This is a genomic window from Pseudoalteromonas sp. 1_2015MBL_MicDiv (assembly GCF_002407505.1).
GTDB lineage: Bacteria > Pseudomonadota > Gammaproteobacteria > Enterobacterales > Alteromonadaceae > Pseudoalteromonas > Pseudoalteromonas fuliginea.
The window spans coordinates 495,114-518,203 of the sequence record NZ_CP012737.1 but is presented as its reverse complement, the minus strand read 5'-3'; the positions used below and the strand labels follow the sequence as shown (position 1 = coordinate 518,203).

Here is a 23,090-nt window from a genome sequence, read left to right as displayed (position 1 = left end):
TCTTACTTCGCTTGTTTGCTTTTGTAGTCTGCAATTGCTGCTTGAATTGCGTCTTCGGCTAAAATTGAACAGTGAATTTTCACTGGTGGTAATTCAAGCTCTGCACTGATATCAGTGTTTTTAATTGTCGCTGCTTCGTCTAGCGTTTTGCCTTTAACCCACTCTGTTACAAGTGAAGAAGAAGCAATTGCGCTACCACAACCGTAGGTTTTGAATTTTGCATCTTCAATAACGCCTTCGGCAGATACTTTGATTTGCAATTTCATTACGTCACCACATGCTGGTGCGCCTACCATACCCGTTGCCACTGACGGATCGTTCTTATCTAGAGTACCTACGTTACGTGGGTTTTCTACGTGGTCGATTACTTTATCACTATAAGCCATTATTCTATCCTCATTACCTGCTAGGGTATGTGCTCACACTATTAGTGGTGAGCCCATTCAACTGAATCTAAATCAATACCTTCTTGATGCATCTCCCAAAGTGGAGACATCTCACGTAGGCGACCGATAGAGTTTTTCATTAATTCGACGGTGTAATCAATCTCTTCTTCGGTAGTAAAGCGACCAATACTAAAACGAATTGAGCTATGTGCTAATTCGTCGTTACGGCCAAGTGCACGCAGTACATAAGAAGGCTCTAAGCTTGCAGATGTACAGGCTGAACCTGACGATACTGCAATGTCTTTTACTGCCATAAGTAACGACTCACCTTCAACAAAGTTAAAGCTGATGTTTACAATGCCAGGTACTGATTGGTCTTGTGTGCCGTTAAAGTATACTTCGTCCATATCAGCCATAATGCCGTCGATTAAACGATTACGTAAGGCGCTGATGTGTGCGTGATCTTTTTCGAAATCTTGCTTAGCAATTTTAAACGCAGTACCCATACCCACTAATTGGTGAGTTGCTAGTGTACCAGAGCGCATACCACGTTCATGTCCGCCACCGTGCATTTGCGCTTCAAGGCGAGCACGTGGTTTACGACGAACGTAAAGTGCACCAACACCTTTAGGGCCATACACTTTATGTGCAGAGAACGACATAAAATCAACTTTAAGTTGTTGCACGTCGATTAATACTTTACCCGCGCTTTGCGCTGCATCTACGTGGAACATAATTTTACGTTCGCGACACATTTCGCCTATAGTCGCGATATCTTGAATTACACCTAGCTCGTTATTAACGTGCATGATGCTTACAAGTACTGTGTCGTCACGCATTGTGTCGGCAAGTTTTTGCAAATCAAGTAGGCCATTTTCTTCAACGTCCATGTAAGTTACTTCAAAACCCTGGCGCTCAAGTTCACGACATGTGTCGATTACAGCTTTATGCTCAGTTTTAGCGGTAATAACGTGCTTACCTTTTTTCTTATAAAACTGTGCTGCACCTTTAATAGCTAGGTTATTTGATTCTGTTGCACCCGATGTGAAAACAATTTCACGTGGGTCTGCATTAATTAAATCAGCAATATCTGTACGCGCTTGGTCAACAGCTTCTTCTGCTTGCCAACCAAAACGGTGTGAACGTGACGCAGGATTACCAAACTTACCGTCCATTGTAAGGCACTGCATCATTTCTTTAGCAACACGTTCATCAACAGGCGTGGTCGCTGCGTAATCTAAATAAATCGGTAACTTCATTTCTCTCTCCGCTGCAGGTCAACCTTAAAGTTGACAGCTTACTTGAATGTTTTCCAACTGCTTAATTGCATTATTGATACTGTTATCTTGGCGAGATGCTATTTCTTTCACATCTGATTTTTCCACCAATTCAGCAAGGGTAATATTATTCAAAAATTCTTCTATGCGTGCGCTTAAGTCTGACCACAAATTATGTGTTAAACAGCGCATACCACTTTGACAGCCGGTATCGGCACCTTGGCAACGTGTAGCATCGACCGATTCGTCTACGGCGCTAATAATATCGCCAACAGAGATAACGCCCGCTTCACGCCCTAGTAAATAACCACCACCAGGCCCACGAACAGAACTTACTAAGCCATTTTTACGTAAACGAGCAAATAATTGTTCAAGGTATGACAAAGAAATTTCTTGTCGCTGTGAAATATCAGCAAGGGCTACAGGACCTACACCTGTGTGCAGTGCAACATCCAGCATCGCTGTAACGGCATATCTGCCTTTTGATGTTAACTTCATAACGCCCCCTGCACAAAGAGTGCAAATTTTAATTACCAGAGTAAATTAGTCAAGTATTATCACTTGATAAAAATTTGATTTAAAACTCTTACTTATTAAATTGTAGAGTTAACAAATTTTTTAATACCTGACCTCTTTGGTCAAGTATTATAACCATTGTAATTACCTGAGTATTTTAGTCAAGTATTAGCTAGTTATTTAACCACTGGTTTTTATAACTAATCGCTATACCTAAGTTACTTAACCTGAACTCTGGTCACTTAGGGATAGACTTATTAATTGAAGTGAGAATACCGCGTAGAATGTTCATCTCTGCATCTTCTGGACGAGCACGGTTAAATAAACGACGTAGTTTTGTCATTACAATACCTGGGTGCTGTTTTATGATGAAACCGGTGTTAAATAGTGTCTCTTCAAGGTGGTCATAAAACAACTCAGTTTGTTTTGAGCTTGGGTAAACAGTGTCATCTTCTTCAACCTTTTTAGGTTGTTGATTTAAAAACGCCATACGCGTTTCGTAACACAGAGTTTGCACAGCCATCGCTAAATTAAGCGAGCTATATTCAGGATTCGCAGGGATGCATACATGGTAATTACAAAGCTGTAATTCATCGTTGCTTAAGCCACTATTTTCACGGCCAAATACCAATGCCACTGGGCCATTTATAGCTTCCGCAACTAGTTTTTCGCCACATTCACGAGGTTCAACCATAGGCCAAGAAAGCGTACGTGAACGTGCACTTGTCCCAATTGTTAATGCACAATCGGCAATAGCTTCTTCAACTGTACCAACAATAACAGCATTACCTAAAACATCACTAGCACCTGCAGACAAAGCACTCGCGTGGCTGTCTATTTCACATGCAGGGTCAACTAAATACAGTTTTGATAAACCCATGGTTTTCATGGCGCGAGCCGCCGAACCAATATTGCCTGAGTGTGATGTGTTAACTAAAACAACGCGAATATCATCTAAGATCATTGCTATGCTACTTACCTATACCAAAAAATTGCGCGAATTCTAACACGAAAGTGTAATAAGATCCTAGATTCAAAAGGCGAGATCCTAAGATCTAGCCTAATATAAGGCATCTTACGTGAGTCGACTTTAATGTCGCTGCAAGCAAACTATAAACTATGGTTTCAGCGACAATTTAATTGTATAAAAACACCAATCTATTCTTAGTGTTTAAACCATTGCCGCTTTTACATACACATCAAAACGGTTCTTTTTGGTTTTAATTTGCATACTTGGGGTTTTGTCATTTAAAAATGGGGCGTAATCGGGACGTTTTACTACTACGCGCTTACTGGCAAGTGGGTAGGCGAATTCGAGTAAATCGTCAGCGTCGGTATCTGCACCAACAAGCTCTTGAAATACACGCATTTCTTTTTTTACTAATGCTGATTTTTCGCGATGCGGAAACATAGGGTCTAAATACACAACATCAGGCATGCTTTCACATTGCGCTAATAATGTATGGCTTGAGCCAAATATAAGGCTCATGCTTTGCTTCATCCATGCGCCAATTTCAATGTCGTTATAAGCACGTTGCAAACCATCATACAATAACGCGGCGACTACGGGGTGGCGCTCATGTAATATAACGTTGCATCCAAGTGACGCAAGTACAAAACCATCACGCCCTAAGCCGGCAGTTGCATCAAGCACTACGGGCGTTGCGCCTTTATTTAAGCCAACCGCTTTGGCAATTGCTTGGCCTTTACCTCCACCAAACTTGCGCCTATGCGCCGCTGCGCCGGTTACAAAATCAACGTTGATCGCGCCTAATTTGGGTTCATCCGTTTTATATAAACTCAGGCCGCTATCGTCGTAATTCAGCCGAAAACCATTGTTTTTCTCTGCCCATTGAGCCAAACCAAAACGCGTTTCTAACTCATTTAAATAAGGGCGACACTCTTTAAAAGCACACTGAATAACCACTCTACACTCCGACGATAAAATACCTATTTAGTATATCAATCAGTACAGGTTAAAGCACTAAAATAGCTCTATATCGTTATTTTCAGTGGTATTTTGTAAGACAACTTCACTATCGTTACTACGCAAGCTAGCGAGTAGCCCATTACGAGTTTCACTAATTTGCTTAAGCTGACATTTAATAAATGCTAAATCGCTATTAGCAGAAGTAAACAACTGCATAGTTTTATCTAGCTTGGTAAAGTAAGGCGTTAAGTCACAAATATTATCACTCTCTTTTTGCACTTTAATTGCACTATCAAGCTCACTTAATTGCTCTATAAGCTGTTTAGCAATACTGTTTTTTGCCTGGCTCTGAGAATCTAATTGCTTCACTATGTCTTCAAGCACGATGCCTATTTGCGTGGCCTGTTCGTAGCTATTTTCATTATTTTGTATAGTGATCACTTTTTCATTGGTGATCTCCAATATGTGCGGAAACAAATCTTTGTAATGCCCAAATTTAGCGCTATCGTCAACGGGCATGTTTTTTATCAGTAATGATATTTTAGGGTAATTAATAATTGTGCTGGAGCTAATATCGACAAACCGCTGTGCATGCCTATGTTGTTCTAATAACTCTTGTTCTAATGGGCACACTGCACTTTGCTGAGAATAAAATATGCCTCTACTTTCATACCAAAAAACAACAACAACATCTAAATATAAATGTGTAAAAAAGGCTAAAAAATATTCGCTTAATGATGAGAAATTATTAGCATGATAACTTTGCCCAACGTAGCGTATTATTCGGCCCATATCACCTGATTCAGTCATCGCCATTTCGGCTGTTTTATTTGCGTGCGCTACATCATATTTTAACTTTATGCCTTGCTGTCGATATTCGTAAAGCACTTTTATGCGCGCCATTAATTCTTCTGCGTTAAAAGGCTTAGCTATATAGTCAGATGCACCAGCACTGTAACCTTTAACACGATCAGCCAACTCAATATTGGATGATAAAAACATAACGGGAATATCTTTGGTTAGCTCATTTTTTTTAATCGTTTGGCAAACTTCAAAGCCTGATTTACCCGGCATTTCTATATCGAGCAAAATAATGTCGGGGTTATATTTATTAGCGAGCCTTAAACCTTCATCCCCATCTTTTGCATGAATAATTTTACAAAACCCTGCTAAAGACTCCTCTATTATATGGTGAACCAACTTATCGTCATCAATTGCCAATATTAGCTTTGCCATGCCCTAGTCCATTTTATTAGGTATGTTAAGAGCATAGCTCGGTAGACTGAATTTACTAAAAATTTTAGTGAATAAGTTAAGGCGTATTGATCTTTGTGGATTGAAATTTGTCCCTAGAAAGAAGCCAAAGGGCAGCGCATGTTTGGCATTTATGCTGCGTTATCGCCTATTTATGGGGAATAACCACACTACATAGGCTCTGCCTTGCCTAAATACCAAACAGTCTGCTGCAAATTCACCACCAAAGATCAACACGCCCTAAAATTTAGATAATAAAAAAGCGCCATTAGGCGCTTTAATTTGGTTTGTGCTAAATATTAGCTTTTTTAAGCTGCAATACCGCTGTGGCGTAGTAACGCGTCAACATTAGGCTCACGACCACGGAACTTTTTAAATAATTCCATTGGCTCCTCACTGCCGCCTTTTTCTAAAATATTTTGCATGAAAGCTTGCCCGGTTTGCGGGTTAAAAATACCTTCTTCTTCAAATTTAGAATAAGCATCAGCAGATAGAACTTCAGCCCATTTATATGAGTAATAACCAGCGCTGTAACCGCCTGCAAAAATGTGGCTAAAGCCATGCTGAAAACGGTTAAACTCAGGTGGATTAACGACCGAGGTACGGCTACGCACATCGTTTAGTACGGCTTGAATTTGACACTCTTCACCCGCTTTATAATCATTGTGGATTTTAAAGTCGAATAACGAGAACTCAATTTGACGTAGCATTTGCATGCCTGAGTTGTAGTTTTTAGCCGCTAGTAGCTTATCAAGTAGCTCTTTAGGTAACGGCTCGCCCGTTTCATAATGACCTGAAATAAAGCTCAATGCTTCTTCTTCATAACACCAGTTTTCTAAAAACTGACTAGGAAGCTCTACCGCATCCCACGCTACACCATTAATACCCGCAACAGGAGCAGCATCAACTTGTGTAAGCATGTGGTGAATACCATGACCAAACTCGTGGAATAAGGTTGTCACCTCGTCATGAGTAAACAATGCAGGTTTATCGCCAACCGCTTTATTAAAGTTACACACTAAATAAGCCACTGGAGTTTGTAGTTCGCCGTTAGCACGTACTTTACGACCCATACAGTCATCCATCCACGCCCCACCGCGTTTACGGTCGCGTGCATATAAATCGAGGTAAAAACGTCCACGTAAGGTATTGCTGCTATCTACAATTTCAAAAAAACGTACATCTTTGTGATAAGTATCAAAGTCAGTAACTTCTTTTACGCTAATACCAAATAAGCGGTTAACGGTTTCGAATAAGCCACTTAATACTTTATTTGCAGGGAAGTAAGGACGTAGTACTTCATCTGAAATAGCGTATTTTTCTTGCTTAAGTTTTTCGCTGTAGTAACCAAAATCCCATGCTTCTAATTCAGAAATACCATGCTTTTGCTCAGCATAGGCTTTTAACTCTGCCACTTCTTGCTCTGCTTGTGGTTTTGATTTAGCCGCTAGGTCTTCTAAAAACGAGAATACTTGCGCCGGTGTTTCGGCCATTTTAGTTGCCAGTGACTTTTCAGCGTAGCTGTTAAATCCTAGTAACTGTGCAAGTTCATGGCGAAGCGCAAGCTCCTCACTCATAATCTCTGAGTTATCAAATTCACCGGCATTAGGGCCTTGATCTGATGCGCGCGTAGAAAACGCGGTGTAAGTTTCTCTGCGGAGTTCGCGGTTATCTGCATAGGTCATAATTGGTAAATACGACGGGAAATCAAGGGTAAATACCCAACCGTCTAACTCTTTACTTTTTGCTGTGTCAGCTGCAAGCGCTAAAGCAGATTCTGGCAAGCCAGCTAAGTCGCTTTCATCAGTAATATGTTTGTGCCAAGCAAGTGTGGCATCCATTACGTTGTTGCCAAATTTTGAGGCTAGTTCTGATAAACGCGCGCTAATTTCGCCGTAGCGTTTTTGCTGCTTCGGTGCTAATGCAATACCCGATAATTTAAAATCACGCAGCGCATTAGTAATTGTTTTTTGCTGTGCTGTAGTCAGCGTTTTAAATTCGTCGCTGTTATAAAGCGTATTATACGCGTTGTATAAACCTTGGTGCTGACCTACAAATGTTGAATATTCTGATATTAACGGTAAGCATTGCTCGTAAGCTTCACGTAATTCGTCGTTATTCATTACTGAATTTAAATGCGATACAGGGGAAAACATGCGCGATAATTTATCGTCAGCTTCTTCAAGGGGTAATACTAAGTCATCCCACGTGTACAAACCTTTCGCTAGCACGTCATCAATAGCTTTACGACAAAGCTCAATACCGTCTTTTAGTGCTGGTACTACGTACTCAGGCTTTATTTTTGAAAATGGTGGTAAGCCTTCAAGGCCAATTAGTGGGTTGCTCATAAATACTCTCTTTGCGTTAATGCATTACGTTTTAAATTGGGTCTAAAAGTAAAAAAACAACTCAACTGCTTTTAAGTTGTGTAATTTTAATAGGGTTGCTCTAAAGCAAAGCACAAATAACCCATTAATGAATCGGCCACTTTATAACGTTCTAACACCGTATCAACTAGGTTATTGCTGCATATTTGCTTTTGAGTAAGTGGGCTAATGGCTATAAAGTCTTTTCGTTTGAGCTCATCTATTAAGGGATGCTCTTTTTCAAAACCTCTTGGTGGGCGTTTTAGCGACTCTCCTGACATTTCAAATATAGATTTAAATTGCTCATCATAAATTGCTTTTTTATAGCTATTTGGGTTTTCATCTATGCAGGTTCTAATTGCGTTAAGCGCCTTTGATTCTGGTCGCCAAATACCAGCACCTATAAAACATTCGTCATTTGCTAAGTGAAAATAAAAACCAGGGGCGTGTACGTCTTTTCCCATAAAATGGCGAAATTGAATTCCTACATTAATTTTATATGGGGTTTTATCTTTACTAAAACGCGCGTCTTTATGGATTCTCATTAAACTACCGCCGACTTTTTTATCTGATGCGACAAAATGGCTAGAAACCTCAGCAAGTGGTGCTTGCATTTGCCTAATGAAATCTAAAGCGGGCTCTCTTACGTATTCCTCATACTGTGATTTATGGTCGTTAAACCAGTCTCTATTATTGTTTTGATCAAGCTGAGCAAGAAATTCGAATGTTTTTTTACTAAACATAGGTCACCTAAACACTCTTTATTTTTAAAACTTAATGTTATGCTAATGCGCATAAAACTCAACGCCTAAGGACATAAAATGACACAACACTTTGATTATATTGCAATCGGTGGTGGCAGTGGTGGTATTGCCTCTGCAAATAGAGCGGCAATGCGTGGCGCTAAAGTAGCACTTATAGAAGCAAAACACATGGGCGGCACATGCGTAAACGTGGGTTGCGTACCTAAAAAAGTAATGTGGCACGGTGCTCAGGTTGCTGAAGCAATTAATTTATATGCCCCAGATTACGGCTTTAATGTTGAAGTTAAAGGCTTTGATTGGAGCAAGTTAGTAGAAAGCCGTGAAGCCTACATAGGTCGAATTCATAAAGGTTACGACAGTGGCCTTGCTAGCAATGGCGTTACTGTAATTAAAGGTTTTGCTAAATTTGTAGATAATAAAACAGTTGAAGTAAACGGCGAGCACTACACAGCCGACCATATATTAATTGCAGTAGGTGGTCGCCCAAGCATTCCGCATATTGAAGGTGCTGAACACGGTATCGATTCAAATGGCTTTTTTGAGCTAAAAGAGCAACCTAAGCGCGTTGCCGTTATTGGCGCAGGCTACATAGCCGTCGAGCTTGCTGGTGTATTACATGGTTTAGGTACTGAAACACATTTATTTGTTCGTAAGCATTCTCCACTTCGTAACTTTGACCCATACATAGTTGAAACACTTGTTGATGTTATGGCTGCTGAAGGCCCTACTCTTCATACAGAATCTGTACCTCATAAATTAGTTAAAGAAGATGATGGCTCTGTAACGCTACATTTAGATAATGGCAAAACTCATAACGTTGACCAAGTAATTTGGGCCATTGGCCGCCAGCCAACAACAGATGCAATTAATGTAGCCGCTGCCGGCGTAGAAGTTAACAGCGATGGTTTTGTTAAAGTTGATGAGTTTCAAAATACCACAGCTAAAAATGTATACGCGGTTGGCGATATTATCGAAAACGGTATTGAACTTACGCCTGTAGCAGTGAAAGCAGGGCGTACCTTATCAGAGCGTTTATTTAATAAAGAACTACCTGATGATTTAAAAATGGATTACAGCCTAGTTCCTACTGTTGTATTTAGTCACCCACCAATTGGTACTATTGGCCTTACTGAGCAAGAAGCTATCTCTCAGTATGGCGAAGAAAACGTTAAGATTTACCAATCTGGCTTTACGGCTATGTACACAGCGGTAACTAAACATCGCCAGCCTTGTAAAATGAAGCTTGTATGTGCCGGCCCAGACGAAAAAGTAGTTGGCCTACATGGTATTGGTTTTGCGGTTGATGAAATGATTCAAGGTTTTGCCGTTGCCATGAAAATGGGTGCAACTAAAGCTGATTTTGATGCTGTTGTGGCTATTCACCCGACTGGCTCAGAAGAGTTTGTAACCATGAGAGGTTAGTGTAAAAAAGATACACATAAACGTTTTCAATATCTGAAAACGTTAAACTCCCCGCATTAATCACTTTATCAATGAGGGGAGTGATCAACTAACTTTAGACAGTAAATTAATTTTTCCATCCGTAGCAGTAAGGCGAGCCGCCTATTGTGACTATGTAGCCCTCCAAGCTTTAATCTATACAGTAACAACCTATATCTTTCTCTATTTCTGAGTTATTTCGATAAACGGCTGTAGGTAACCATTCTACTTTTAAACTTCTTGATAAACGCCCTACCCTTATTATCGCCTTACGGTCTTATGTTTTGTTGAATTGGATAACAGTATGGGAACTTACTGCCAGCTTTGTTACTTCTTTCGGTTACGCTTGTTTCTACCTCCTATCAAAGCTTCTTTTATGACCATAATTAGTGCCATCACTACCGGCGATATCATTCCTACCACGGCAGTAAACGCTTGAAGCTCAAGAAAATATCCAGCAAGGCAAGTTACTAAGACTAACACTACCGTAGTGGGCATCGCCCATCGTCCTATTAACATAATGACAATATCTTGAGGCATAGTACGATTGGTAGATTGATCTATATTTGTTTGCTCAAGCTCGGGGTTAGATTTGTTTTTTGCATCGCAGTCCGATGAACTCTCAAAATTTTTTTTCATCAAAATTACTCCTCTGATTAATAAATTTTTTGGGGAAGGAGGGGGAGGCAAAAGCCTCCTTAGTCAGTCGCTGCAATAGTCGTTATTAACAGGAGAAGGAAGGAGAGTATGGAAGAGGGTTATGTCTTTAAATAGGGCTACTTAATGAAGCCAAACTTGAGGACTAAAAAAGTGTTGTTCCGGTGAATATTCGAGTTGAGAATATAGGTGTGTTTGATTGGCATAAATATCAAAATAAAGAGTATATAAACGAAGCCATATAGTGAGCCTAGGCTGATCAGTTTGATTAATTTGTTGCAGCGTGTACGAACACATTACGCCACTAATAGGGAGTGAAAAACACTGCTGAAATTGCACTAATAATTCGTCAACATAGCCTTTAACTGATGCTTTAAATAATAAATTAGCAATACTTTGTTGCTGGATATTTTCTCCCTGCAACTGCAGCCATATTTCTTCACAGTAATGATGTTTAAATAGTTGGTATAGCTCAGATGAGGAGAAGCCAATGTCCTTCATGGTTTGCCAGCAGGTGAGATCCTCAATATTGACACTATAAATGTTTGCTGCTTCACGCTTTAAAGCAAAGACTTTTTCAAATGCCTGCACATAATTTGCCATTATCACTTCCTTTGTTAGAACTTCTAGGAATAACGTGCGGGCATTAGAAATGTGAATTAAATTCGACTCAAACTAGTCCTTTTTTCAATAAAAATAAGTGAAATAAAATCATCAAGGATTGATGCTAGCTCTGAATGATTCCTTAAATGCCCGTGCCACAAAGTCTTAGACTCGCCATTCGCTAGAAAGTGGCTGTATCCTTCATCGTCAAAATATAAGTGTTGTATCTGACTATTTAACTGTGCTGTTTTATAACGACAAGCAATATGATTGCTGCCTGGTTGTGTGAAAAATACCATTTGACTATCACCGGAGGTTATTGTGTTGTCACTTTGTAAATTACCATTAAATTTAAATGTGACTTCATAAATAAAATCAACAACAGTGTTGCCACTCTCTAACTGAGCTGTTTTCGTCATAACTTCACTCGCGTAACCATGACTGGCCAACTCTATTTTTATATCACTTAACTGCGCTAACACTGTGTGTGAAAACAGCTCGTCAAAGTAACGTTTGCGATCGTATTCGCTAAGTAGGCGAGTGCTATCGGCTTTCGCTTTAGCAGCGTCATAAAGTGTTGATTTATGCTGATGTGTAAGAATCAACTCATGCGTGTTGGTTTCGCTATAGGTATGCATAAAAATCCTCTGTAACTTGTTTGTTAAAAACCATACTTCCATTCAATATGAAGTAACACTTGACCTAACCAAGGTAATGTCACCATGCCAAGCCCCCAAGGCAACTTTGACATTAGAACGTCTTGCGGCATAGTCACTACGCGAATGTGACAACCTGATTCTGTTTGCTCAACCGTCCCCTCTCGTGTAATAAACATCTTAGAAAACTCAATAGTTGGCATTCTTTTTAACACTTCCCAACGATTCACAAGCGCATGTAACATATGATCAATTGCCATAATTGTCTGTTCATTCAACTCAATGGGTTCCTCTATTTGGGTATCTAATGGCAGTCCCAGCAACGCATTAACGGTTAAACTAACTTCAATAAGTGGATCAATATTAGCGATATAACAAAGCACGGCATGCGCCTGCATTTGCGTGTCATCGTTTTTAAACTCCCCTTCATCCATCAGCTCAAGCCTGGTAAACAAAGTAGGTAAAAAAGGCCATAGAATAACCAAACCCACATCAAATGTGACAGGCTCACTTTGCTGTTCATTCACTTGTTGTAATTGCGCTAGCTGCGTTTTAACTTGTGAAATAGCACTTTGAACAACCCCTTTTTCGCCCTCTGAAGACGTGGTTCTGGCAAGCTTTGTTAAAAGTCTTTTACTTTGTTTAATTGCCTGTTTGAGATCAGAATTTTGCAGTGTTGATTGAACATCAGCTCGTTTTTCTATGTGAGCTAATAAGTTTTGCGTTTCATCAACGCGTTCAACCGCCATTAATGCGTTAAGCAGCGTTTCTGAGCGGGTTACTACTTGGTTTTTCTCTCCTTGAGGCGAAGTTACGAGCGTCTGTGCTGTCAATGCTTCTTTTGCGTCATGTTTAACTAATATTGATGAATGAGTACCTATGGTTTCCTCTGTATATGAACTCACTTTATTAAGCTTATTATTCTGTGCTGATAACGCTGAACCATGGTGTACTTCGTCGTCTTTAATTGTCTCAATATCCAGCTCGACATGTGAGCTTTGAGTTTGTTTTATACCCCCTTACTTTGACGTGTATTATTATTTTCAAACGCTATTTTTTGCATATTGAGCTTAGGTACTTGCGCTGAGTTTTTATCGAGTGTCACCTGTGTTTTATCGACATTAACTTGATTTTCATCGCTATACTCAAACGTTTCTGAAGGTTTATGACTTATGTTCATATCGCTACTCATGTTTAACAATACGCTGTCATTGTTATCTTCATGCGTAAGTACATCTGGTAGAAAATTATTACGTAGTTTGTCATCGTCTTTAGTGGCATTTAAGGTAGCTTTAGTGAAAGACACTTGCTCGTCCTCAACCAAGGTTGATACCGCTCCATGTGTAATATGCGTATCAACTTTATGCTTTTGCAAATTACATTGCACCGCTAGAGGTTTTTCATCCACCTCATATTCTTGGGTTATGTTATGAGTAACGCTGTCAGCTCGTCGCTCATTTTTTTGTGGCTGAAAAACCGTAACTTGTTCATCATTGAAATTTGCTATGCGTGATGTATAAAGTTCCTCAATATTAAAAGGCTGCAGCCATACACTATTCATTTCTGTTAGATGTTTTGTTGCATGACTAATCAAAGGTGTGAACCAAGCATCCAAACCAACCTCGGCACGCGCTATGAGCGGTAACTTTTGAAGTAGCTCTTTTTCAATCAAACCTAAAGACTGAACGTGCTGTGTAATTATTTTTTGCAGCTGCTTGCACTGCTCATCTTGCTTTATTTCACCAAAAAGTAATGAACTTAGTTCATTAGCAAGCCATACTTGCTGATTTAAAACAAAACGATAAACACGTTGTAATGATGGCTGATAGCAAAACTGTAATTTATACCCAAATTTAGCCATGTGGGTGACTCTAGCGTAACATTGCCAAGTAATAGAGCCACGGTTATTCATTGCAGTTTGCCCAGATGTTAAAGCATGTTGTTGCTCAAAACTTTGAACCATGTTTACTAAATTGCGGTTAAGTTTTTGATAAAGTTTATCTAAACACTCATGCATAGCTTTTTCACTCTGCGCACCATCAAATAACAATCCAGTTAAGTTAGCTTGAGTAGTTGATTCATCTGAAAGAGCGCGTTGACACTCTACCTGTAACTTTTCAACGATCCGATTAAGTGCATGACCACTTTCTGTACTGTGTAATTGCAACCATAAGTTCGAGTTTTTTTGAATAGGTAAGCTTTTCAATAGTTCAATAACACAAGGTAGTACTATGTGATCATAGGCATCTAGGGACATCGTTTGTTGATACTGCACCAACCAAATTTTAATCTGTTTGAGCACAGTCGATAGTTCATTATGGTTAACTTGTATAGCGAACTCATCTAATTGCTTCTTCGTCGCTATTTGCTGATATTGCTTACTCCATCTATTTACGTCATCAAACCAGCATTGTATTTCTTGTTCAGGTATACGCTTTTTTACTTGCCATTTAATCGGTCTCTCTAAGAGTAGAGCTGGCACATCAGGCAACCGACTCAACAAGCTATAGAGCCTCAACACTCCCAATTTTTGGTTATTTACGTGGCAACTAAATAGTCCTTCAGAACCTAGCTTGTCTGTTAGTTTTACTATTTTATCTACTGTATGCTGCGGTGTTTCTCTCTTTCGAAAAGTATCGCCGACCGCTTGAGTTATTTGGGTTAATTTGGAAGCTAAAGTTACGCTTAGTCGTGTTTGATTGGCGCGAATAACCTGCAGTGCGAACCAAGCTTTTAGCCTTTGCTTTGGTAAAGCATGTGAATCAGCAAGGATCTGTAATAATGTTAATACCTGTTTTAAAGTTTGTTGTTGCTTTACCCCTAAAACATTGACTTTTTTGGCTATATTTAGTTTCCTACTGTCATTGTTAACCAACTCTGAGTGCTCAACCAGCTCAATTGCTAGATCACTTTGCTTCGCAGCACTAGTCACAATACGCTGTAAATCACTCAGTAATTTTTTATTACACTGCGCTTTATTTAATACACACCACATGCTGAGCATTTGCCTATATTTAGGTGTATTAAGTACAGCAGTAGTTTGTAGTAATAATCGCTCGCTAAAAGCGCTATGGGCAACAAATAATTCATGTAGTGAGAGCAACAAAATGCACTGTTGTTCGCGCTCAGTATGCTCAGTGATACTCGTCGTAAATTCTAATAAGCGAATAAAACGATCACATTGCGCCATACTTAAGCAAGCCAACAATTTGCTAACTCTTTGCTGTTCTTGCGCATTATAAAGTGGCGCCACCAGCAACAGGAGTACCGTTTTATCTTGTTTGAATAACTGTACTAACCTTTGCCTAAGTTGCGGCCAATTTGGCTCTGCTTGGAGTTGCTGAAGCGGGTTAGAGATGGTTTTAATTGCTTCACTAATTTGCCTTTTTAACTCAAGTCTAAGCGTCGTCTTGGCCATTATTCCCTGTGGATTTTGTTTACTTAATTTTGTAAGTAAACTAAGTAAAACTCTATTAAGACGAGTTGCACCTTGGCTATTTATCACAGCGAACTGAGCAGAGTTCTGTTTACGGTATTGTTTTAATGGCCTTGCTATGCTGTCGCTCAGCAGCGGATAAACATAATGTTTAAACGCTGCAAATGGGTCTAGCATTACAAATTGCCAATCAATTTCAGCCAAATCAATAACCAAATCAGGTAACTTAATCGTATCAAGCTGTAAGTCTGATTCATCTAATTCAGGCCAGTCCATTTGTGATAGACCTTGCATGATCCACTCTGAAAATTGACTTTGAACATCATCCAAGGTTATGTCTGATGCACGCAAAGCTGATTGAGGGGCCTGTATATCAGCCCTAAACTGTTTGATGGTTAGTTTCATAATTAAAAGTGATCATTGCGCCAAGGTTGAGTACCACACATCACTGGGCCATCTAAATATAATGCATGCCACCAATAATCTTGATGTGTATGGTCATCGTGACTAATGTCTCCTCCTGCACTATAAATATGATGCCCAACACTCGCCTCCGCACGGTTACTTCGCCAATAACCCTGTGCCATCAGGTTTTGACATTTATATGCGCCACCACCGTATAGCACCGCGGTGTTAGCACGTGCAACTACTTGACAATCATCGCAATACGCAACACCTGCGCCATATTCAGAGTGACATGACGACACATCTAAAGTTGACTCTCGCACACCATACACACCGCCACCTTGGCGTGTTGCTGAACAGTGTTTAATATTGCTAGCTTCGACACCACTGACGTCAGCTTCACCGTAAATAGCCCCACCATCACCATTAACATGGTGATTTTCGATAACACAATTAAGTTTTGTGCTTTGCACATAGCGTAAATGAAATGCGCCTCCATTACCTTCATACAAGCCACCATTAAGTAATGAACCATCGAAGGTAAAACCACGCATTTCAACACTTTTGATCAGCGCGTCACTTTGACCATGAATTAAAAAGCGACACCCTGCATGTTCTTTTACAATGCGCGTTTCTCGTTCATTAAAACCTATAATACTAACGTTTGAACCTATGCGTACTTGTTGTTTCAATTTGTAAACTCGGTTCATTTGTGGATGACTGGTGTGTGGCAGTAGTAAAAGAGTCACATTGCAGAGCAACTCTCGGCTCATCACTTCATCAAACTCTTGCTGATTTTGTATCAACAGTACTTTGTTACTTTTAGCCCACGACCAACAATGCGCATCTATATACGCTTTTACGGCAGCCTGTGTTGCCAGAGCTTCATCTGAAGCCATATCACCACCAAGATCAACATCAGCTGATATACAGTCAATCATTTGGGTTTCACCCAATTGGAGTGTTGATGAATTAAGTGACCCATTTACAGTGCAATCACTTTGTATGATGGCACCATCAGCAAAGCTTAAGCTATTATCCACCAGCAATGCATTGCGAACACGTACATCCCCTTCAATATCTAATTTATAGCTTGGTGCTTGCGTGCCGATACCAACATTACCTTCTGATGTTATGTGTAGGGCATCGTGGCCATTAGCTTGAATCATTAATGGAGCTGCATCTTTGCCCGACTCAACATTGATAAGATGCTCACCCTCAGTGCCAAATACCGACATAGAGGGCCCCGTTATACGGCTTCCCATTTGCAAAGTACTAAGTAAATTAACTTGACCATGCACTGTTACTGCATTATTGAACGTGGCTGCTGGTGTAACAGACACCTGTGAACCAACCTCTAATCCTTCAATGTTTATGCCGCCTTGGAACGTTGCTTGCTTAGCAACTGTAAGGGTATCTCGCAATGACGTGTGATTTTGGACCGAAAGCTCATCATTGAGCCTTACCGAACCTTGGAATGTACTTTCACTTTTCACTTCAACATGGCGATTAAATGTTGAGATACCATCCACTAACAACGTATCTTTGAGATGAACATCATCACTAACAGTTAAGTCCGATCGCAGCTCAACATCGCCAAATATTTTTGCTCCATCCAAGCACTCTAATCGACCAGAGCCGTGCAACGTTCCTTTAAGCTCAACATCACCTCTAAATACTGCATTGCCGTTAACATCCAATGCTTGTGTTGGTGAGTCGGTTTGTACACCAAGCTTACCGTCTTCAATCACAACGGGTTTTGCACCTTGATGGTAAACAGCAAAAGCTTTTGCAAAATGATTTTGGTCAATAGCCACTTGTGCTATACCCGCAGGCATACCTGCTGATTCGTCATCAATAACGCTACTAAAAGGTAAACCAAAGCGCGCTTCTCCTGCGAGTTCGCTATTACCGTACACATTAATGTTACTTCTAAAGCTGGCATACTCATCAACATGTAAACTTTCATCGACCTCTAAGCGCCCTTTGATCCCAACGTCTTTTCTAAACTGACTATCTTCAGCAACATCGAGCGCATAATCGGGTCGCTCAACACCCACACCTAATCGACCGTCGTTAAATACTAAACCCGCCTGGCCTCCTTGTCTTTCAATATAAAGCCCTTGCTTTCCTTGCTCTTGAATATGTAATCGTGCGTTTGCCGGTTTATCTGATAGATTTAAGTCACCCTCTATCTCTACATCAGTATCAAATTGCGCTCCGCCTTCAACAAGTAACGCATTACCGCTTTCAGTGGGCGATATTTTCATACCATCCATAACACTCACATGGCCATTCACTGTGAGTGTATTATCGACGGTCGTTGGACCATTAGCATTGAAGTTATCAGAAAAGGTCACAGCACCATCTGTTACCGTTAAGCCATTATGAAAATCAACGGCATCTGTCACAGATAAAGTGCCAGCTAGGTGGCTAGAACCTTGCACAGCTAAGGCATCTTTTTGTTGCTGCGCGCTATTATTCGTTACGCTAAGTGATAAACCATCATCAACTTGAGCCGTGCCATTAACACACAGCTTGTTTTTTAGTTTAGTGTCGCCTTGAACTTCAAGCGCAACCTCTTCACCTGAGTTCGCCTCACCCATGATCTGCACTTGACCAGTCACACAAGCTTGGCCAGTTAGTGCAAAATTCACATCAGATACTGGTAATGGCTGGTTAATAGCAAGTTGACCGGCAGCCATATAAGTTGCAAAACCTTCAGTGGCATGTTCGACTTTTATTGCCGCTTGTTCACTCAATTGGGTGATATGCACTTGCGAGTTGGCAGTTCTTAATAATGGATTACCAGCAACACCCACCGTTAATTGACCATGAACCTCTGTATTACCAAAAATACCAGCACCGCCATGCACACTAAGTTGTGTGGAATAATTACTGTTCCCCACAACCACATTCATATCGTTGACGCTAAAAATGGCTTCGTCATTATTGTTCAATACATTAATATCACTGGCAAAATCTACAGAGTGCGCAAACAGCGCATCAGCTCCTACGTGCAAGGACTTCATTGGGTTAGATTCAAAAAGACCTAATTTATCCATCTTACTGGTGATAATAGGCGTCACTGCTTGGCCGTTAAAATGACTGATCTCAACGCCTGAAGAGTTACTTGGACTACTCAATACAGCAAGCTTTGCGTCGCACTCCCAGTTTAGTTGATCATTGTTTGAAGCAATATTAAGCTGATTATAAATCTGCGCTTGTTCAATATCAGCGTGAGTATTCACCGTTAAACTATCAGTCGTTGTACTGCCAGCAATTAACTGGCCATTTATTGTTGCTGTATCACTATCAAGGTGCTGATTTACTGTTACGCTTTCGCCAGTGACATGTCCCTCAACGCTTAAAGCATCTTTGATTTTAGTTGCTTGGTACACCGTAATTTTTGATTCATCTAGCAATGGGGCATCTGTGACTTTGACAAACTGTGCTGCGTTCGTCGCTATATTTAATAATGACTCTCCGGTGTTACCATTCACATCTAACTTAGCCGTAGCGTTAACTTTGCCCAATGCAAGCTTACCTGATACCGCTAAGCTTCCAGCGTCAATCGGTAATTCATTCACACCCACTGACATTGATTCAGAGACACTAACATTACCTTCAAAGTGACTTTTATCTAGCCCGTTAAGCTTCACATAATGCGCATTTCGTATATCACCAAAAAGCGCATCACTGGCCACATGAAAATCGGCAGCAACATCCGTTGTGCCCACACCAACCTTACCTTCAGAATTAATAAAAAATGGCGTGGTATCGTTGTTATAGTCATCTACTCGCAGCAAGGCATCCATATCACTACTGCGTTTTGATATGTGCAGTTTAGCTTGTGTACTTTGCGCATCAATCCCCACACCTAATGTGTCACTTACTTCTAGATGCCTGGTAAATATCGCATTTTCACCTTCAAGCTTGTCGCTAAGTATTGTTTTACCTGTAACCACTAATGTATTGGCACTGGCATTTGCAAGTGTCGATGATACTGACACCACCAAATCTGACGCATCAATTGTATCCGTCACATTAAGTGATTTAGCTGTAACAGATTTTGTGATGTTTGCATCACCAGATATCGTGACTTTAGGTGCTGTATTTTCATCAAGCTCGGCACGTAAGATTTCTGTACTGGCGTTGTTAACCAGCAATGCATCAGTATTAAGTTGTACCGTATTCACCTGAGTAGTCGCATTGAGCATACTTGCTTGTACAGTGCCCAAAACTTGCAGCTTTTTATCGTCTTTTGAAAGCGACAATACACCGTCAAACATTTCCATGCTGTCACTATCGAGATTTAGCGTTTGCGTCTCACCTTGTGTCATGCTCAATTCGTTAGCACTTAATTTCAACTTTTCATTGGTTTGTGTATCAGATGTGATAGTCAGAGGTGCAGACACTTCTAATTCACTTTTATCATCTACTTTAACCACTTGAATAGGATCATCTACTTGATTGAAACTAGAGCGGATCAACGCCTCAAAATCATTGCCTGAGGGCGTTTTTAGATCATCAAACTTCTCAATAAGTGAATCGCGGTTTTCCTTTTCAATTACTGTTGTTGCATGCGCAGGTAACGTCGCATTTTGATCATTAAGTGTAGTCATTATGTGTTCCTTAATTAAATTCGATTTGGCGTGCTGTTAGCAACGATAAATTGGTACTTCTCTGGCGAAATTGGATTAATAGCAGAAATAGACACAGGAAAAAGTGGCTTTAAATAAGCCAAAGGCGTATAGCTAATGGCGAGCCGCTGCTGACGGGATGCATGCTCTTGTAGACTAGGGCGACAGATTTCATCAATGTGATGCTGTGCTGTTAGATAAAAAATAGTATCGGCATCAAATCCATCGGGAAAGTTCGCATCGTGGCTTAGGATATTCTCATTAACCGAATCATGTATTTGATCAGCGTTTTGCCCTGTGATAATAAAATCAGTATTTGAATGTTCACTATCGTAGGTATTGAGTAGCTCCACTATGGTGGCTTTTATTGCATTCCAATTACCATGCTGCAGTGCTTGATACGTGAGTATTAAATCTGCAAGCAGCCAATGTGTGTGGCCTTTGTCATCAGTACTTTTGGGTTCAATTAAAAAAGAACTTAGTAGCTGGCTAAGTTGCTCTGTAATATTTAGCAGAGTGTCATTTTGCTCACTAAAACGAGTACGTTGAGTTTGCGCAAAATAATTCAACCAACCATAATATAAGCGTTCAAATAAACTCATCGTTTCTCTGTCTAGCCATAGACATTGCACAGGCATATGCAACGGCGTGTATTCACGGATCGTACGTTGTACAAAATCCTGAAATTCTGCTGTGGCAAAACGAGTTGTCCAATCAGGTAAAATGACATGTAAAGTATCGCTCAGTGCTGGCGTTGTAAGTAAACTCCCTTCAACCAAGTAAAAGCTTTCTCGGTTATGGGTGGCCAATGGCATTTGACCAGGGTGCGACATGCCAAGGCGGCGCATAATACCCTTAGCCATAGAACTGCAATGCTGATACTGTAAAGTTTTAGAAAGATAATCAAAACCACGACAACGATTCTGCCCTAAATCACCAATCTCACTTAGCAAGCGGCATTTATCTATGTACTGACGCAACAATACCAAACGCTCAAGCAATGATTCATCAGGGTTAGGATCTCGTTCATCTTTTAAGCTTGGTGCATAAAGCGCAAATACCGCTTTGTATTTTAATAAATTACTATCAACAGGACGTTCAGCAAATCGTGCTAGTAAATGGTCTACGCTTTGATTTAATCGTGTCAATTGTGCAATAGAAAAGTCACTCTCAAGGCTGTGTTGCATGCCCCGCTGCCTGTAATTAAGCGATTGAGTATCTAACAAATGCTCAATTCCACTTATTTCTTCTAGCGCCTGACTTAATTGCGAATGCGGTAAAGTGCAAGCATGCTGCCAAAATACGTCGACCTGTTGAGCATTTAACGACTCACTAGCCAACATACAATCGAGTAACTTACCCAAACTTTCAAATGATTGCGGCTTTGGAAGCGAGAGAATATCGGGCAAAACATCAAGTTGTTTATGCTGATCTGCCAGTATTTGATCAAACAGATGTAAATACCCTTTAAACTGTAGTAATCGAGCCTTTTCAGTACTATCAATAGCTTCATTTAAGGTGTGCTCTGCAACAGCATACACTTGTGGAAGTTCATTCTGTAATGAACGATAGTCACTTAATCCTAAATGCCCTGCTTGCTCAAATTCAGGTAACATGACTGACTGAGTAACTTGAGGAGCTTGATTAAGCACCTGCAAACCTTGGCGTATCAGGGTTTTTTCTTGTTCGGTTAGCTGATATGACTGACCATCAATCAGTAAATTTAAGTCATTAAAAAAATTATCTTCATCAAAGCCTAATTGCGCAATGTTAACGATTTGCTCGTTATCATCGCTACCAAATTGAATTTGCCAAAACTCATAACCATCTTGAGCATTGTAGTTCCCATCCGCATTATTCTGATCGGCTAAAAACCGAAACGCGTTAACGCGCTCTATGTTTTCATACCCATGTAATACACTTAAAATGTCTGAGCTAAACAAGCGCACGCTATAAGATGACTTATGTAAGTCTTCATCTAGTACAAAGCCATGATGTAATTTGGGTCCTTGATAGATTTGCCCAGTACTCATGCCAAGTTGTAATAACTGCTGCGCAGAATACTTAGGGATATCAGGGGAGATCTCCCGACCGATTAACGTATACAAATCCGTTAATAAAGCCACTAAATTATCAACATGTTGTAATGACAAGGTCATGCCTATTGTCACTTTACTGACGTCATAAAATGTAATATCACCTAGTCTATGGTTCACGCATCGAGCTTGGCTAAATACACGGCTAATCAGCTGTGTTACATTTGTTTTTTTGTCGTCATTAGTTGAGTACAACAGCACATTAAAATCTAAAACAGTGGCATTTGAGCCTTCGGTTTGACGCGATATAACATGTACATTTTTAACTTCTAGTAAATCTAAAATAAGGCGTCGATAGTCATCTTCTGTCACACAGTGACTAAATAACACTTGCTCGGGCTCGTAAAATTTAACACTCCCCCCACTATGTGGTTGCGCTAATAGCTCCGGAATTGGATAGTCCAACTTATAACTGAGATCAGACAGCACATACACCAACACTTCTAGTACCGTTACACCAGGATCAAAACGGTTGTGATCGGTCCAGGTATTGGGCGCGAATTGTTGTATTCTAGCTATGCCTTGCTGACGCAGTGCCTCTAAATCTTGCCCCGTATTTCTGGGCGCAATATTTAAGATCTGCAGAACTTGATTGTCCATAACATTCCTGAATTAGTCATATGAATAACTACAAGACGCACGCATCCAAAAACTGTGAAAA

Annotated in this window: 16 protein-coding genes; 1 reads left to right on the top strand and 15 read right to left on the bottom strand. The window is 40.3% G+C overall.

Annotated features, from left to right (window positions below; all coding sequences use genetic code 11):
- Positions 1-2 precede the first annotated feature (2 nt).
- From iscU to AOR04_RS02250, 8 genes are all read right to left on the bottom strand, one after another.
- Entirely contained in the window at positions 3-386 is a 384-nt protein-coding gene (gene iscU, locus AOR04_RS02285) for a Fe-S cluster assembly scaffold IscU (RefSeq protein WP_007377675.1), read from the bottom strand.
- A 41-nt stretch (positions 387-427) separates the two neighbouring features.
- Complete coding sequence (locus AOR04_RS02280) at positions 428-1,645, bottom strand: IscS subfamily cysteine desulfurase (RefSeq protein ID WP_002958425.1); 1,218 nt, start codon at positions 1,643-1,645, stop codon at positions 428-430.
- Between the two features lie 24 nt (positions 1,646-1,669).
- Complete coding sequence (iscR, locus tag AOR04_RS02275) at positions 1,670-2,161, bottom strand: Fe-S cluster assembly transcriptional regulator IscR (RefSeq protein WP_002958424.1); 492 nt, start codon at positions 2,159-2,161, stop codon at positions 1,670-1,672.
- 256 nt (positions 2,162-2,417) lie between these two features.
- Entirely contained in the window at positions 2,418-3,143 is a 726-nt protein-coding gene (gene trmJ / locus AOR04_RS02270) for a tRNA (cytosine(32)/uridine(32)-2'-O)-methyltransferase TrmJ (RefSeq protein WP_096792402.1), read from the bottom strand.
- A 207-nt stretch (positions 3,144-3,350) separates the two neighbouring features.
- Positions 3,351-4,106, bottom strand: a complete 756-nt coding sequence (locus tag AOR04_RS02265; protein WP_096792401.1) for a class I SAM-dependent methyltransferase — start codon at positions 4,104-4,106, stop codon at positions 3,351-3,353.
- A gap of 57 nt (positions 4,107-4,163) precedes the next feature.
- Entirely contained in the window at positions 4,164-5,345 is a 1,182-nt protein-coding gene (locus AOR04_RS02260) for a response regulator transcription factor (protein WP_096792400.1), read from the bottom strand.
- A gap of 326 nt (positions 5,346-5,671) precedes the next feature.
- Positions 5,672-7,711 (bottom strand): oligopeptidase A, encoded by a 2,040-nt coding sequence (prlC, locus tag AOR04_RS02255; RefSeq protein WP_096792399.1) that lies wholly within the window; start codon positions 7,709-7,711, stop codon positions 5,672-5,674.
- A gap of 86 nt (positions 7,712-7,797) precedes the next feature.
- The gene (locus tag AOR04_RS02250) at positions 7,798-8,472 is read right to left on the bottom strand and encodes a DUF2461 domain-containing protein (protein ID WP_096792398.1); all 675 of its coding nucleotides are present in this window, start codon (positions 8,470-8,472) and stop codon (positions 7,798-7,800) included.
- A 78-nt stretch (positions 8,473-8,550) separates the two neighbouring features.
- On the opposite strand from AOR04_RS02250, the gene gorA reads away from it, so the two are divergent.
- Entirely contained in the window at positions 8,551-9,915 is a 1,365-nt protein-coding gene (gene gorA / locus AOR04_RS02245) for a glutathione-disulfide reductase (protein ID WP_096792397.1), read from the top strand.
- 345 nt (positions 9,916-10,260) lie between these two features.
- On the opposite strand, the gene AOR04_RS02240 is transcribed toward gorA, so the two are convergent.
- The 7 genes from AOR04_RS02240 to AOR04_RS02215 all read right to left on the bottom strand — a co-directional run bounded on the left by AOR04_RS02240 (position 10,261) and on the right by AOR04_RS02215 (position 23,029).
- Positions 10,261-10,572 (bottom strand): hypothetical protein, encoded by a 312-nt coding sequence (locus AOR04_RS02240; RefSeq protein ID WP_096792396.1) that lies wholly within the window; start codon positions 10,570-10,572, stop codon positions 10,261-10,263.
- A 141-nt stretch (positions 10,573-10,713) separates the two neighbouring features.
- A complete protein-coding gene (locus AOR04_RS02235; RefSeq protein WP_007377688.1) occupies positions 10,714-11,193 on the bottom strand; it encodes a hypothetical protein in 480 nt (159 codons plus the stop codon).
- Between the two features lie 56 nt (positions 11,194-11,249).
- Positions 11,250-11,831, bottom strand: a complete 582-nt coding sequence (locus AOR04_RS02230; RefSeq protein ID WP_096794066.1) for a hypothetical protein — start codon at positions 11,829-11,831, stop codon at positions 11,250-11,252.
- Positions 11,832-11,854: 23 nt separating this feature from the next.
- Complete coding sequence (locus AOR04_RS21770) at positions 11,855-12,754, bottom strand: contractile injection system tape measure protein (protein ID WP_232525498.1); 900 nt, start codon at positions 12,752-12,754, stop codon at positions 11,855-11,857.
- A 104-nt stretch (positions 12,755-12,858) separates the two neighbouring features.
- Positions 12,859-15,690: a hypothetical protein gene (locus AOR04_RS02225; protein ID WP_232525497.1), complete on the bottom strand. Its 2,832-nt coding sequence runs from the start codon at positions 15,688-15,690 to the stop codon at positions 12,859-12,861.
- 2 nt (positions 15,691-15,692) lie between these two features.
- A complete protein-coding gene (locus tag AOR04_RS02220) occupies positions 15,693-20,315 on the bottom strand; it encodes a hypothetical protein (protein WP_096792395.1) in 4,623 nt (1,540 codons plus the stop codon).
- A gap of 14 nt (positions 20,316-20,329) precedes the next feature.
- A complete protein-coding gene (locus AOR04_RS02215; RefSeq protein WP_096792394.1) occupies positions 20,330-23,029 on the bottom strand; it encodes a hypothetical protein in 2,700 nt (899 codons plus the stop codon).
- Between the last annotated feature and the right edge of the window lie 61 nt (positions 23,030-23,090).